Below are 15011 nucleotides of genomic sequence, written 5' to 3' on the forward strand. Positions count from 1 at the left end.
CTCACTCTCTGCCGCACCGGCTAAGTTTTTATAAAAAGGGGGAATAATCATAATTGTTCTATTAGGCGGCCCCGGCGCGGGAAAAGGGACGCAGGCCAGCTATATCAAGGAATATTTCGGCATTCCTCAGATTTCCACGGGAGACATGCTGCGCGCGGCCGTCAAGGCGGGGTCCGACCTGGGCGTCATGGCCAAAAAGATCATGGACGAGGGCGGACTTGTTTCCGATGACATCATTATCAGCCTGGTAAAGGCTCGCATCGCGCAGCCGGACTGTGAACGAGGTTTTCTCTTTGACGGTTTTCCTCGTACCATTCCCCAGGCGGACGCAATGAAGGCTGCGGGCGTACCAATCAACTTCGTGATTGAAATTGACGTGCCCGATGAAGAAATCATCGTGCGTTTGTCGGGCCGGCGCGTGCATCCTGCTTCGGGCCGTATTTATCACATGACATTCAATCCACCCAAGACGGATGACAGGGACGATGTAACAGGCGAGCCGCTGATACAGCGTGATGATGACAAAGAGGAAACCGTAAGGAAACGGCTCGAAATTTATCACGCCCAAACCAAACCATTGGTAGAATACTATGCCAGATGGTCAGCTAGTGGCGGAATCGGCGCCCCCACGTATGTAAAAATAGCGGGGACCGGTTCGGTGGAAAACATCCGCGACGCCATTTTCGCGTCGCTGAAATAACTTCAGTCAAAACTCCTGGCGGGCTCAAGCTTCATGGTATCACCGCCGTTTTAATTCGCGAACAGAGCAATGCCGAAGCGGCAGGAGTTCCAATATTGCCGTGTGAATGATGGCGCGCCCGACTTTAGCGCCATGGGAGAAAGTGCGCGGGCGTATTGGCTAGTGCAATAAAAGGAAGAAAGGATTTAGATAATCAGGGGAGAAAAATGGCAGCAAAAAATGCTTTTTATGCTCAGTCCGGCGGAGTTACCGCCGTCATAAATGCCTCTGCCGCCGGCGTCATCGAAACCGCGCGCCAGCAAGAGGGAAAGATAGGCAAGATTTATGCGGGCCGCAACGGTATCATTGGCGCCCTTACCGAAGATCTGATCGATACGGGCGAAGATTCCGACGCGGCGATCCGGGCCTTGCGACATACTCCGTCAGGCGCGTTCGGGTCTTGCCGCTACAAGCTGAAGAGTCTTGAACAAAACCGGCGAGAGTACGAGCGTCTGATCGAAGTATTCAAAGCACATAATATCGGTTACTTCTTCTATAACGGCGGAGGTGACTCAGCTGACACCTGCCTCAAGGTCTCCCAACTGGCCGGTACCCTGAGCTACCCCATCCAGGCCATCCATGTACCGAAAACGGTAGATAACGACCTTCCCATCACAGACTGCTGCCCGGGCTTCGGCTCAGTCGCGAAATACATCGCGGTATCCACCCTGGAAGCAAGCTTTGACGTAGCCAGCATGTGTGCAACATCGACCAAGGTATTCGTGCTGGAAGTGATGGGTCGCCATGCCGGGTGGATCGCAGCGGCGGGAGGTTTGGCGTCCAGCAGCGACGGTGAAATTCCGATCGTCATCCTCTTTCCCGAGATCGCTTTCGACAAAGCGAAATTTATCGCCAAGGTGGACAGTTATGTCAAACAATTCGGCTACTGCTCGGTAGTGGTATCCGAAGGCGTGAAGGGAGATGACGGGAAATTTCTCTCCGACCAGGGAGTTCGCGACGCTTTCGGGCATGCGCAGCTTGGCGGCGTAGCGCCTGTTGTGGCAAACATCGTCAAGGAGGAGCTCGGGCTGAAATACCACTGGGGCGTAGCGGACTATCTGCAACGGGCTGCGCGTCATATCGCATCCGAAACCGATGTGGAGCAGGCTTATGCAATGGGCAAGGCTGCGGTGGAGTTCGCCGTCCAGGGGCACAATTCGGTAATGCCCACGATAGAGCGCATTTCGAATAAGCCATACAAGTGGAAAGTCGGCATGGCGCAGCTTTCTCAAGTCGCCAACGTTGAAAAGATGATGCCCGAGAATTTCATCAGCGAAGATGGTTTTGGCATCACCGACAAATGCCGCGAGTATCTCGCGCCGCTCATCCAGGGAGAAGATTATCCCCCTTACACGGATGGGTTACCGAACTACGTGCGGCTGAAGAATGTCGCAGTGGCGAAAAAACTCGGCGACTTCACGATTTGAATCCCTTCAGATCTGACGTAATTGAAAGCGCATAAGTAGTATTGGCAGCATTGTTTACTTGATGTTTGGATACACCAACGGATGCTTCACGCGGAATTCCGCGATTGGAATTCCCGGTAGGTGTTCTTGGATAATCCGACTTTAACTGGAGATTTAAATGGCTACTGGTTTAATCATCGCAATTGGCTGTGCGATGGCTGCGCTCCTCTACGGAGTGGTTTCGATAAGATGGATTGTGGCTTTGCCAACCGGCAACGAACGCATGCGCGATATCGCCGCTGCGATCCAGCAGGGTGCTTCGGCTTATCTGAATCGCCAATACACCACCATCAGCATAGTGGGCGTGATTCTGCTGATGGCCATTTTCATGGCACTGGGCTGGCAAACCGCAGTGGGCTTTGCCCTCGGTGCATTCCTGTCCGGCCTCACCGGATATATCGGCATGAACGTGTCTGTGCGCGCCAATGTACGTACTGCGGAAGCTGCTCGTCAAGGACTCAACGCCGCGCTTGATGTGGCATTCAAAGGCGGAGCCATCACTGGCATGCTAGTGGTGGGCCTGGGTCTGCTAGGCGTGGCCGGCTACTTTGCGGCGCTTACCGGCATGGGTGCTACCCAGGCGGAGGCAACTCATGCATTGGTCGGCGTGGCCTTCGGCAGTTCGCTGATTTCCATTTTTGCCCGTCTTGGCGGCGGTATTTTCACGAAGGGCGCCGACGTCGGCGCCGACCTCGTGGGCAAGGTCGAAGCCGGCATCCCTGAGGATGATCCGCGCAACCCGGCGGTGATTGCTGATAACGTCGGAGACAATGTCGGAGACTGTGCCGGTATGGCTGCGGACCTGTTTGAGACTTACGCCGTTACCATTATCGCGACCATGCTGCTCGGCGGGTTGCTCATCACCGACGCTGGCCCGAATGCGGCGCTCTATCCGCTGGTGCTGGGCGGAGTCTCGATTATTGCCTCCATCATCGGCTGCTACTTCGTCAAGGCGCGTGAGGGCGGCAAGATCATGAATGCGCTTTATCGCGGGCTGGCGGTCGCCGGCGGACTGGCGGCACTCGCCTACTATCCCATCACTACCATAATGCTGGGCGACGGCGTAATGATTGAGGGCAAGCTGGTTTCATCGACAAATCTGTATCTCGCCGGGTTGGTCGGCCTGGTCCTTACCGCTGCCATGGTCTGGATTACCGAGTATTACACCTCCACCGAGTACAAGCCGGTGCGGCATATCGCTGAAGCCTCCAGCACCGGCCATGGCACCAACGTGATTGCGGGCCTTGGCGTTTCCATGAAATCCACCGCGGCCCCGGTGCTGGTCGTTTGTCTCTCTATCTGGTGCACATATGAGTTGGCAGGACTATATGGCATTGCCATTGCTGCCACGTCCATGCTGTCAATGGCCGGAATTATCGTGGCACTCGACGCCTACGGTCCGATTACCGACAACGCCGGGGGCATCGCGGAAATGGCTGGCCTGCCGTCAGAGATACGGGATATTACCGATCCGCTGGATGCCGTGGGCAACACCACCAAGGCGGTGACAAAAGGTTACGCCATTGGCTCTGCCGGTCTGGCTGCGCTGGTGCTGTTTGCGGATTACACCCATGCGCTCGCCAGCGGCGGCAAATCGGTGAGTTTCGATTTATCCGACCACATGGTGATCATCGGTTTGTTTCTGGGTGGGATGGTTCCCTACCTGTTCGGCGCCATGGCAATGGAAGCGGTCGGCCGTGCCGCGGGGTCCGTAGTGGTGGAAGTGCGCCGTCAGTTCAAGGAAATTCCCGGCATCATGGAAGGTACTGCCAAACCGGATTATTCCAGAGCAGTGGACATGGTAACAAGGGCGGCTATCAAGGAAATGATCCTTCCTTCGTTGCTGCCGGTAGCCGTGCCTCTGCTTGTCGGCCTCCTGCTTGGTCCGGTAGCCTTGGGCGGCGTTCTGATTGGCGCCATCATCACGGGTATTTTTGTGGCAATTTCCATGACCGCCGGGGGCGGAGCCTGGGATAATGCCAAAAAATACATTGAAGACGGCAACTTCGGCGGAAAGGGCTCTGAAGCACATAAAGCGGCCGTCACAGGCGACACGGTCGGCGATCCCTATAAGGATACCGCCGGTCCCGCGATCAATCCGCTCATCAAGATCATGAACATCGTCGCGTTACTGGTCGTACCGCTCCTGTAAATTTGCACCTCCCAAAAGCACGCCTGGCAGTTCCGGCGTGCTTTGTTTTTTTCGGAGATTAAATCTCCTTCATGTATCATCTGCACTCAATCTTTCCCCGATTCCAATATTCCTTATGAATAACAAGATCAGTCTCACTCTTGCTGACGCCAAAATCGTCGCTGCGGCGGCGGAAGCGGAAGCCGGACGCAACAACTGGCCGGTTGTGATTGCCATTGTTGACGACGGCGCTCACCTGATTAGCCTGCTGCGCCTCGACAACGCACAATTCGGGAGTATTGATGTCGCAATCCAGAAGGCACGTGCCGCCATTGCTTTTCGTCGCCCTACCAAGGTGTGGGAAGAACATATTACTGATGGTCGCATGCGTTATCTCGGCCTGCCCGGAACCCTGCCGATTGAAGGAGGCTTGCCCATCGTAGTGGATAGCCAGTTCGTAGGCGCTGTGGGGGTAAGCGGTGTGAGATCCCATGAGGATGCGCAAATTGCACAAGCGGGATTGGATGCGCTGCTGGGAAAGACCTGAAAAAAAGCTGTTTTTTGCCAGGCCCGGTTACTACATGGGCTCCGGTGGGGCAGAAACAATGATTACCGGAATCAGCCTGGTCTCGGTGGTCCGGGATGAAAATCGCGACCAGACGCGTGCGCTGTCTGGCTGCAACTCCCGGTTTCTCTTCCATCGCGCCACCGCATACTGCACAATGTAGTGTGAGATCGGTGTTTCCCGCGTTCTCGTAAACCCTTCTCCGCACCGTCGCCTCCCCTTTTCTCATCGTCGCTATCCAACTTGAGGCTGAGTTAAGGTAGGATTGGGCTGCAAATCGATGAATGCCCTTACTGAGCCCTCAGGATTATATGAATAACTCGGAGCTTCAACAAAAAACGTTTCTTCTCATGTTGATTGCCGTCTCCGTGGCATTCGTCTGGATTCTCTTGCCATTCTACGGCGCGGTATTCTGGGGCTCGGTTCTTGCCATTATATTTACCCCGTTTTATCGCCGGTTGCTGGCTGTCATGAAACATCGCCGAAACCTTGCCGCGATCACCACTCTATTGCTCTGTCTAATTGTGGTGATTCTCCCGATTACAATAATGACAATTTCAATGCTGCAGGAAGGCGTAGTTGTCTACCAGAGGATTCGATCAGGAGAATTGAATTTCGGCGCATATTTTCAACAGATCATGAACGCCTTACCGCCCTGGCTAGTCAATCTGCTGGACCGCTCCGGACTCACAAATATTTCCGAACTGCAGGAGATGCTGTCAACCGGCGTTTTGCAGGGCAGTCAATTTGTCGCAATGCACGCGCTTAGCATCGGCCAGAATACTTTTGAATTCGTTGTCAGTTTCGGCATCATGCTGTACCTGCTTTTTTTCCTGCTGCGCGACGGCGCCGCGCTCTCGTCGAAGATCAAGCAAGCCATACCGCTGAGCATGGAGCATAAGCGGCATCTGTTCGGAAAATTCACTACTGTTATTCGCGCCACGGTAAAAGGCAACGTTGTCGTTGCCGCAATTCAGGGCGCACTGGGTGGCGTGATGTTTTCGTTTCTCGGCATTCAGGGAGCACTGCTATGGGGCTTCGTGATGGCCTTTCTTTCCCTGATACCAGCGGTTGGAGCCGGGCTGATATGGTTGCCGGTCGCAATCTATTTTCTGGTTACCGGCGCTATTTGGCAGGGCGCTGTCCTCATCGGCTTCGGCGTGTTTGTAATTGGGCTCGTCGATAACCTTTTACGACCCGTACTCGTCGGGCGGGACACCAGAATCCCCGACTATGTGATCCTCATCTCCACGCTCGGAGGCCTCGTTCTTTTCGGCCTTAACGGTTTCGTTATCGGGCCGGTCATCGCAGCGCTGTTCATTGCTGCATGGGATCTCTTTTCTTCGTCGACGGAAGCACCCGTGGATTGACCGGAACGCGCGCCTTGGCTCGTGTTGGAGTCAAACAGTACGTACATCAAGTCCGTATATCAAGTCCTCGAAAACCGCATCTGGAGCCGGACCGCCCAAGCGAATATGCGATCCCCCAATAACCATCTGGCGGCGACGGACATCTTGGAATCGAGAGGGAGCGCATGCCTTACGGGGGGATTGGAGGCGGTAACAGCGTCGACGACCGCCTTCGCGATGATTTCCGGGCCGGGCGCCTTGGGTTCTCCGGCGACCAGGTTACGCACACCGGCAAGAAGCCTTTCGTAGCCTGGGGGGTGCTCAACCGCCTCCAACGTTCTTAACTGATTAGGAACGAACTCCGTCTTTATCAAGCCGGGTGCAATGAGCACAACATCGATCCCGAACTCCATCACTTCACCGCGCAGGGCATCAGTCAGCGCCTCAATGGCATACTTCGAAGCGGCGTACCAGCCGAAGCCAGGAACGGATATCCTGCTCAATATGGAAACGATATTGACAATACATCCTGATTTCTGCTTTCGCATATGCGGAAGCACCGCCTGCATGAATCGCGCGTAGCCAAAAACATTGACCTCGAATTGTCTATGGGCCGCCTCCATGGAAACACATTCGATTGCGCCGAGCTGACAGAATGCGGCATTATTCACCAGCACATCAATCCTTCCCTTGGTCGATATCACGTGACTTACCGCCCTATGAACGGCTTCTTCATCGGTAACGTCCAACTGGATCGGCTCTATATGGTCAGACCGTATCTGTTCCAGTCTGTACATGCGGCGCGCCGCGGCAAATACGTAATAACCGTTTTGGGCGAGAAGCTCCGCCGTGGCCCTTCCGATACCGCTGGACGCGCCGGTAACCAATGCAATTCGTTGAGTCATATCTTCGCTCCTTTTATGATTGCCATTCGTTTAGCTTTTTATACATAATGAACGAGTATTAGAAAACCTCTCAACAGACTGTCAAGGAACGCTCGCTAATAACTGCTGGCAAATGGGCTTTACCCGAAGATTTCCTCAGGTGAAACACAACGTATCGTTATGTGCGAATTCATCCTCTAACACTACTTTATAGCATCAGGCAATTCAGCACGCCGGTTTTAATCTCGGAGAAATCCGGCCAATTGCAAGCAGTAAGGAGAGAAATATGAAAACTACATTGATCACAGGAGCCAACCGGGGGATCGGGCTGGAATTTTGCAGGCAATACGCCGCAGATGGGTGGCGTGTTTTTGCGGGCAGCCGCCACCCGCAAAAATCAGATGAACTCAACGCGTTGGCGGCCCGTTATCCAGGTCAGGTTACGGTGCATGCGCTTGATGTTGCGGATCATGCCCAGATCGAAAAACTGGCGCAGTCACTAGCCAGTGAACCCATCGATCTGCTGCTTAACAATGCCGGCGTTTATACCGGCTCTCATGCAGGCGGCACTTTCAGTAATGCGGACTACGAGGCCTGGGAGTATGCATTTCGCATCAACACAATGGCTGCCCTGAAGATGGCCCAGACCTTTGCGCCGCAAATTGCCCGAAGCAGCCACAAGATAATCGTGACTATCAGCAGTAAAATGGGCAGCATTGCGGATAACAGCGGCGGCGGCAGTTATATGTACCGTTCCAGCAAGGCGGCGGTAAATATGGTTGTTAAAACGCTTGCTATCGACCTCAAACCTGCAAGCGTCATTGCGGTGGTATTCCATCCCGGCTGGGTAAAGACAGATATGGGAGGCCCGAAAGCATTGATCTCGAGATCTGAGAGTGTCTCCGGCATGCGCCACGTCATCAGCGGACTCACGCTGGCAGATTCCGGTAAATTCATCGCTTATGACGGCCAGGCGATTCCATGGTAACCGCTCGGCCTGCTATTTTGGGCCATGGCCAAGTAGCGAACCTGACAGGTGGAGGATGCCTGGAGCTTCGGCCAGTCCGCGCCGCAATCGAATCAATCCAGTTAAACCTGATTAATCCGGACGGTTCACCCAAGCTACCTTATTCAACAATTACGGCCGTCCCACTAGCCGAAACCATCAGCATCCCGTTGTCTTTTCCCATTATCTCGTAATCGATATCAATGCCGATGACGGCGTTTGCGCCAAGATCCTGCGCGCGCTGCCGCAGTTCTTCCAGCGCAATCTCCCGTGCCCGCTGCAACTCTTTCTCATAGGTTCCAGAACGTCCTCCCACCAGGTCGCGGATTCCCGCAAACAGGTCCTTGAACAGGTTGGCGCCGAGAATTGCTTCCCCGGCGATGACGCCACAGTATTTCGTGATGCGCTTTCCATCAATGCTCGGGGTAGTGGTAAGTTGCATATTCCTCCATCCAAAGTTTCGTCAATAAAAAACCTGATGACTTTTCATTGCCAATCACAATAATAGTTCGTTCATGACTGCACCTGTCATTCGCTATGGCGTGTTTGGTTTCGGCCTCTTGCGAAGCTTCTTCAACGGGCGTTTTCCCAGTGTTCCCTGTGCTCCTTGCGTTCCCTGTGCCCCATCACGGGGTTTGAATTGCTCAGCAGGCGCAGGGACCGGCTTGCGCCGAACATTCCGCTCGGAAGTTATTGCCCGGTTGATGGGCGTAAGCGTAATCTCAAGCTCATTGATCTCATCCCACTGGGCTTCGGTGCGTTGCCTCTCAGGAATCGCAAGAAGCTTTTGCAGGCGGTCATAAGAGGGGGTCGGTTCAGGTTTATCCATGGTATATTATTGCGACGCTTCTGATAATTATTATCATTTATAATATGATTATGACTGGTCCCGCTGTTGATATGGAGTAAATAATAATGTCGAACGCCCGCTTCAACCATTATCTTACCGTAATGTTTTGTTGTGTCACCCTGTTTGCCGCCAGCGCATCTCGCGCTGAGCAGGTCGTTGTCTATTCCGCCCGGATCGAACAACTCATCAAGCCCATGTTCGACGCTTTCACAAAAGAAAGCGGCATCGACGTAAAATTTGTCACGGATAAGGAAGGCCCCCTGCTCGCTCGCCTCAAGGCGGAAGGAAAAAACACTCCCGCCGACATGCTGATCACCTCGGACGCGGGCAACCTGTGGGAGGCTGCGCGGGAAGGATTGTTGCGCCCCGTCGAGTCAAAAACGCTGGAAGCCAATATTCCCGCCCATCTGCGTGATCCACAGAAACAGTGGTTTGGTTTGTCGGTACGCGCTCGCACTATTATATACAACACAGACAAAGTGAAGCCCTCGGATCTTTCTACCTACGAAGCGTTGGCCGAGCCCAAGTGGAAGGGACGGCTGTGCCTCCGTACTTCCAAGAAAGTATACAACCAGTCGCTGGTGGCGATGATGATTGCTGAGCACGGCGAGGCGAAGACCGAACAAATCGTGAAAGGTTGGGTGGATAATCTGGCCACTGATCCTCTGTCCGATGACACCAAAGCAATGGAATTTGTCGCCGCGGGCAAATGCGATGTCACCATTGCAAATTCCTATTATTATGGCCGCCTGATGGAAAAGAACCCTGCACTGCCACTGGCGATTTTCTGGCCTAATCAGGAAAGCAGCGGCGTGCACGTAAATATCTCCGGTGCAGGTGTTACCAAATATGCCCGTCATCCAGACGCTGCAGTCAAATTGCTGGAATTTCTGTCGTCGGAGAAAGCGCAAAACCTGTTCGCCGACGTAAACATGGAATATCCGGTCAACCCAAAAGTGAAAATCGATCCGGCGGTAGCCGCCTGGGGGACCTTTAAACAGAATACGATAAATGTGAACAAAGCGGGAGAGTTACAAGCCGAAGCGGTAAAGCTGATGGACCGTGCTGGCTATCGATAGGCGCTGAACCTGAACGCGGCAGCTGATCGCCTTTTTTTCGCTTGGCATCATGACTCATAAATTTTTTTCGTTACATGACCTTCAGCTTTTCGGCGAAATCGCTACCAGGCGAAGTGCGTATGCCCCTTTCCGTCAACTGCCGGATTTAGGTTAAAGTGCGTGAAAGATGAGGCGCTTCACCCAACGGAGAATGAGACAGGCACGAGAAAAGCTTTTTTCGGCTTCTCGACTTCCACTCAGCGTACTTCAACAGGTTGGCGCCTGATCCCATTCTTAGTTGCCGCTTTAGTGCTGGCGCCCATCGGCACGGTCGTCTCATCACTTTTTGCTCCAACTGGCGATGTCTGGGAACATCTGGTTGAAACGACACTGGCCAGCCTGCTGGTCAACACGTTCTGGCTCGCTCTGGGGGTGGCGTCCGGCTCCGCCCTGATAGGAGTAAGCCTGGCATGGTTCACGGCGGTTTGCGAATTCCCTGGCCGCAAATTCTTTTCCTGGGCGCTATTACTACCGCTCGCCATTCCCGCCTATGTCACCGCATTCGTCGCACTGGGTCTATTCGATTATATTGGCCCAGTGCAAACAGCGCTGCGCGCTTGGCTAGGGTCGGATTTGCCCTGGTTTCCGAATGTGCGCAGCAGGCTGGGTGTCATCGTTGTCATGGTTCTGGCCTTTTATCCGTATGTGTATCTGCTGACACGCAATGCATTTCTCACTCAGGGCAAACGCTCTCTGGAGGCTGCGCAATCGTTGGGCTTGAATCGCACGCAAGGATTTTTCAAGCTGTCGCTGCCCATGGCGCGTCCATGGATTGCAGGCGGCACGATGCTGGTGCTGATGGAAACTCTGGCTGATTTTGGCACGGTAGCCGTCTTCAATTACGACACCTTCACCACCGCCATTTATAAAGCCTGGTTCGCCATGTTTTCCTTGCCTGCAGCCTCTCAGCTCGCCTCGTTGCTGATTGTGATCGTCTTCGCCATGATCGTCCTGGAACAACAATTCCGTTCGCGCATACGCTATGCCGAAGTCAGGCAGAGTGCAAGGGCCGACCGCATTCCACTCACCGGCTGGCGTGGATGGGCCGTCGCTGGCTTTGCCTCGGGCGCGCTGTTTTTTGCATTTCTCTTGCCAGTGATGCAACTGAGCATTTGGGCGGCGCGTGTTTTCGCACGTGCCTTCGACCAGCGATACCTGGAATTTCTCTGGCATTCGCTGCTGCTATCCGCTTTCGCCACCGTACTCACCTGCTCCGTCGCGCTACTTGTGGTCTACGCGGCACGACGTCATTCTGATCCGGTTACTCGCGCTGCGGTGCGCATTTCCACTATCGGCTATGCTTTGCCTGGCGCCGTTCTGGCAGTTGGCGTTTTCATTCCGATAGCGTGGCTGGATAACCAGTTGAGCGAAATGGCTATGCAACTGTTTCATATAGAGACAGGACTGCTCATCCAGGGCACTCTCGTCACCATGCTGATCGCCTATATGACGCGTTTCCTCGCAGTAACCCACAGCCCCATCGACAGCGCCATGCAGCGTATCACGGGCAGCATAGACGAGGCCGCCCTGGGACTTGGCTTGAGCGGATGGGCCGCGCTGCGCCGCGTACACCTGCCTATTCTGAAAGGCGGGATATTCACGGCCGCCACGCTGGTTTTCGTGGATGTAATGAAGGAAATGCCCATCACCCTGATGACCCGACCCTTCGGTTGGGATACCCTTTCGGTGAGAATTTTTGAAATGACTTCGGAAGGCGAATGGGAACAGGCTGCGCTACCCGCAGTGGCTCTGGTGGTGGCGGGTCTGCTCCCCCTGATATTTTTTGTGCGGCAAACTGAAAGATAATTTTAACTTAAGGCAATGAACGCGCTGCTTGAGCTCAGGAATATCCGGCATGCCTATGGCCTGCAAAGGGTGGTGAACGATTTATCGCTTATACTGAAAAAAGGCGCGATCGGCTGCCTGCTGGGCCCCAGCGGATGCGGTAAAACGACTGTATTAAGATGTATTGCCGGGTTTGAATCGGTTTCGGCTGGCGCAATTTTACTCAACGGCGTCATGATAAGTAACGCAAGTTTCTGTTTGCCGCCCGAACAGCGCCATATCGGCATGGTATTTCAGGACTATGCATTGTTTCCTCATTTGACAGTCCAGGCCAATATTGGCTTTGGCCTCCATCGCATGCAAAAAACGGAGCGCGCGGGACGTATTGCGGAAATGCTGCAGACCGTCGGCCTTACCGACGTGTCGGAAAAATACCCTCATCAGCTGTCGGGAGGCCAGCAGCAACGCGTAGCCCTCGCGCGAGCGTTAGCTCCACGGCCCGATTTGCTGCTGCTGGATGAACCTTTCTCCAACCTGGACGTGACCCTGCGCGGGCGTTTGAGCGTGGAAGTACGCGAGATTCTCAAGAGTCAGAACGCCACCGCTATTTTAGTGACGCATGACCAGGACGAGGCTTTTGCAATCGCGGATGAGATCGGCGTCATGCATCTTGGCGAAATCCAGCAATGGGATACCGCGTATAACCTCTATCACAAGCCCGCCAACCGGTTTGTCGCAAATTTCATTGGCCAGGGGGTTTTTCTCCCCGGCAAGATGCTCGACCCGAGCCATGTTGAAATCGAGCTTGGAACGCTGGCAGGAGTTATCCCTCATCAATGCATTCAGGATTGCCAGCTATGCCGTGAGGGAAATTCAGTGGATGTGCTGATTCGACCGGATGACATCGTGCATGATGATGACAGCCCGCTTCGAGCAGCGGTGATAAACAAGGCTTTCCGTGGCGCCGATATCATGTACACCTTGCGCCTGCCCGGCGGTAGCACTGCACTATCACTGGTACCCAGCCATCACAATCACGCCATAGGCGAAAAAATAGGCATCAGGCTGGAAACAGATCATGTTGTGGCATTCAGCCGATCCGCATCGTAGCCGCTGCCCCTATTTGTAATGGCTCGCGTTTGAAGTCAGCCGGGCTCGCATTTTGACGCTTTTTTGGGTTTAGCTTAACTGCAAATAACGGAGCGCTCATGCTCATGCTATCTGCAAAAGAGCTTGCATCTACCGGCACCGTAGATGTTGAAGAGCGGGAATCGGGTGCCGGCCGCCGCGAAGACGAACACCAGCGAGGCAGGCCGAGGCGACAAACGCCACCCCAGCGGAAGGCACCGGGTACGCGGCGCGGTGCGGTCTGGCGGCAGTCGACATGCTCATGGCACAACAGCGCCTTGCAGCTTCGTCGTAGGCCGTCTGGCTTCGACCGTCGCTATACTGTCTGGCCACCGTCGACAACGATGGCGCTCCCGACGACGAAGCTAGCCGCATCCGAACACAACCATACAACCGTCGCAGCGATCTCCTCGGGCCTACCCGTTCTCCCCACCGATTCCTGCGCAATCACCGCCTGCCGTCCCTCAGCGGTCGCACCACTGAATCGATCCATCATCGGCGTGTCGATGATCCCCGGGCACACGGCGCTGATACGGATGTTCGACTGCGCGTAGTCGAGAGCCGCCGACTTGGTCAAACCAACCACGCCGTGCTTCGCGGCGACATAGGCCCCGCCCCCTTTGAAACCTCTAATCCCAGCGCCCGAAGAGGTGTTTACGATGGCGCCGCCCCCTTGCTCGAGCATCAATGGGATTTCATGCTTCATGCACAGAAACACACCCCGCAGCGTCCACAGCAGCTTCAGCGTTGCACCAGGCTTGAATATCCTTGATCTTGCGTGGTGGTAGCGATCCGCTAGTCAGACAGGGTAAAGCCAAATCTGTTGCGGACCAGAAGCTGCACGCAATGGAACAGGTAATAACGTATCTACATTACATTACAATATATGAGAGAGAGCGATGCAGGATGCGCACTACGACCCCGAGAAGCCGCGAGTTAAATCAGGATACCCAGCGAACGCCAGGAAAGCAGCAAGATAGGCTATGTTATGTATTCACATCCGGTTGGGGCAGTACCCCGCTACTGCTGATCTAATGAATACCAGAAGCGGACCGGCAGATCAAGGTGTATTGTGATCTTGCCTTCGATGCGGGAGATGAAAGGCTTCGAGCTAGTAAGGCAATACTGTCGCAGGGCCACGACCATGTCGCCATTGCGACATGGTCGACCGTGTTATTACCGGCCGCCTGTTCCGATCAGCCATTAAATTTTGGAACTGGAAACAGGTGCGCTCCTGGCAGAGCAACCGAGTTGGTACGAGATGTCATTCTTCGAACTGGTTGGTCTGTTATGTTGCCAATACAGTGCGCACCTACGCCTTATAGAGGACTACGGAACTTCAAATCTGATCGTTGGAGTCTGATCCGACCCTGGCATTATTCTTGAGGTTTCGCCCACTCGGTATTTCCGCTGAAGCGGTATCACCGCGCTCGGCGAGTTCCAAGGCCATTTTCTGGTGAAAAGCCGCCTGCTTCATGGTTTCCTCCGCAGTTCGCTCGTATTTATGCAATAAAGCCAAAGTATGCGATTGCTTGTCTTGTGCCTGCCTGCCATAAAGATAGCTTTTTTCTTCATAGTGCTGAAGCAGTTTCTTTTGCTCCTCCGCCTTTACCAGCATTTCTTTGGCGGTACGTTGATATTGCTTCACCAATTTATCATGGTCGGCATAGGTTCTCGCATTCGTTGCAGCCGTACGAATATTGTCATTCTGCGCTTCCATAGGACCCATTTGCGCGCAGGAAGCCAATAGGCCAAGCATAGCCAAGATTCCAACAAATGTTCCCGATTTTGTTTTCATAATAGTAATGAACCCAAATAGAATGAGAGTAGCTTCATCCTAACTCAGTCCATACTATTGAACTATTGGGGAAACCCTGGTTTTTAACTAAGGGAAACCCTTATGTAACATTTATATGTCGGAAGTGGCTAATAGAATGTTGATAATATTGGGGACCCGGCGGCTGTATAAAACCGCTCAGAAAGAATTCCG

General features: G+C 53.9%; 14 protein-coding genes. 9 read left to right on the forward strand and 5 right to left on the reverse strand.

Annotation, left to right across the window (positions count from 1 at the left end; translation table 11 throughout):
* Positions 1-46: 46 nt before the first annotated feature.
* The 5 genes from adk to BMX66_RS11250 all read left to right on the forward strand — a co-directional run bounded on the left by adk (position 47) and on the right by BMX66_RS11250 (position 6271).
* A complete protein-coding gene (gene adk, locus BMX66_RS11225) occupies positions 47-700 on the forward strand; it encodes an adenylate kinase (protein ID WP_090882205.1) in 654 nt (217 codons plus the stop codon).
* 206 nt (positions 701-906) lie between these two features.
* Positions 907-2166, forward strand: coding sequence for a 6-phosphofructokinase (locus tag BMX66_RS11230; protein WP_090882207.1), 1260 nt, complete (start codon positions 907-909; stop codon positions 2164-2166).
* A gap of 157 nt (positions 2167-2323) precedes the next feature.
* Positions 2324-4357, forward strand: coding sequence for a sodium-translocating pyrophosphatase (locus tag BMX66_RS11235; RefSeq protein ID WP_090882209.1), 2034 nt, complete (start codon positions 2324-2326; stop codon positions 4355-4357).
* Positions 4358-4472: 115 nt separating this feature from the next.
* Positions 4473-4883 carry a GlcG/HbpS family heme-binding protein gene (locus BMX66_RS11240; protein ID WP_090882211.1) on the forward strand — a complete coding sequence of 137 codons (411 nt, stop codon included), beginning with the start codon at positions 4473-4475 and terminating at the stop codon, positions 4881-4883.
* Between the two features lie 329 nt (positions 4884-5212).
* Entirely contained in the window at positions 5213-6271 is a 1059-nt protein-coding gene (locus BMX66_RS11250) for an AI-2E family transporter (RefSeq protein ID WP_090882429.1), read from the forward strand.
* 59 nt (positions 6272-6330) lie between these two features.
* On the opposite strand, the gene BMX66_RS11255 is transcribed toward BMX66_RS11250, so the two are convergent.
* Positions 6331-7155: an SDR family NAD(P)-dependent oxidoreductase gene (locus BMX66_RS11255; RefSeq protein ID WP_090882215.1), complete on the reverse strand. Its 825-nt coding sequence runs from the start codon at positions 7153-7155 to the stop codon at positions 6331-6333.
* Positions 7156-7420: 265 nt separating this feature from the next.
* Here BMX66_RS11255 and BMX66_RS11260 point away from each other — a divergent pair, with 265 nt between their 5' ends.
* The gene (locus BMX66_RS11260; RefSeq protein WP_090882216.1) at positions 7421-8122 is read left to right on the forward strand and encodes an SDR family oxidoreductase; all 702 of its coding nucleotides are present in this window, start codon (positions 7421-7423) and stop codon (positions 8120-8122) included.
* A gap of 139 nt (positions 8123-8261) precedes the next feature.
* On the opposite strand, the gene BMX66_RS11265 is transcribed toward BMX66_RS11260, so the two are convergent.
* Together BMX66_RS11265 and BMX66_RS11270 are read right to left on the reverse strand one after the other, a co-directional pair.
* A complete protein-coding gene (locus BMX66_RS11265) occupies positions 8262-8582 on the reverse strand; it encodes a heavy metal-binding domain-containing protein (RefSeq protein WP_090882220.1) in 321 nt (106 codons plus the stop codon).
* A gap of 93 nt (positions 8583-8675) precedes the next feature.
* Entirely contained in the window at positions 8676-8969 is a 294-nt protein-coding gene (locus BMX66_RS11270) for a hypothetical protein (protein WP_090882222.1), read from the reverse strand.
* Between the two features lie 86 nt (positions 8970-9055).
* Between BMX66_RS11270 and BMX66_RS11275 the strand changes: the two genes are divergently transcribed.
* From BMX66_RS11275 to BMX66_RS11285, 3 genes are all read left to right on the forward strand, one after another.
* A complete protein-coding gene (locus BMX66_RS11275; protein WP_090882224.1) occupies positions 9056-10069 on the forward strand; it encodes a Fe(3+) ABC transporter substrate-binding protein in 1014 nt (337 codons plus the stop codon).
* Positions 10070-10228: 159 nt separating this feature from the next.
* Positions 10229-11914: an ABC transporter permease gene (locus tag BMX66_RS11280; protein WP_090882226.1), complete on the forward strand. Its 1686-nt coding sequence runs from the start codon at positions 10229-10231 to the stop codon at positions 11912-11914.
* Positions 11915-11929: 15 nt separating this feature from the next.
* On the forward strand, positions 11930-13003 hold the full coding sequence (locus BMX66_RS11285; protein WP_090882228.1) for an ABC transporter ATP-binding protein: 1074 nt from the start codon (positions 11930-11932) through the stop codon (positions 13001-13003).
* 334 nt (positions 13004-13337) lie between these two features.
* On the opposite strand, the gene BMX66_RS16155 is transcribed toward BMX66_RS11285, so the two are convergent.
* Together BMX66_RS16155 and BMX66_RS11295 are read right to left on the reverse strand one after the other, a co-directional pair.
* Positions 13338-13727, reverse strand: coding sequence for an SDR family oxidoreductase (locus tag BMX66_RS16155; RefSeq protein WP_090882230.1), 390 nt, complete (start codon positions 13725-13727; stop codon positions 13338-13340).
* 633 nt (positions 13728-14360) lie between these two features.
* Positions 14361-14780 (reverse strand): hypothetical protein, encoded by a 420-nt coding sequence (locus BMX66_RS11295; protein ID WP_255398923.1) that lies wholly within the window; start codon positions 14778-14780, stop codon positions 14361-14363.
* Positions 14781-15011: the final 231 nt, after the last annotated feature.

It is taken from the genome of Nitrosovibrio sp. Nv6 (assembly GCF_900110495.1).
GTDB lineage: Bacteria > Pseudomonadota > Gammaproteobacteria > Burkholderiales > Nitrosomonadaceae > Nitrosospira.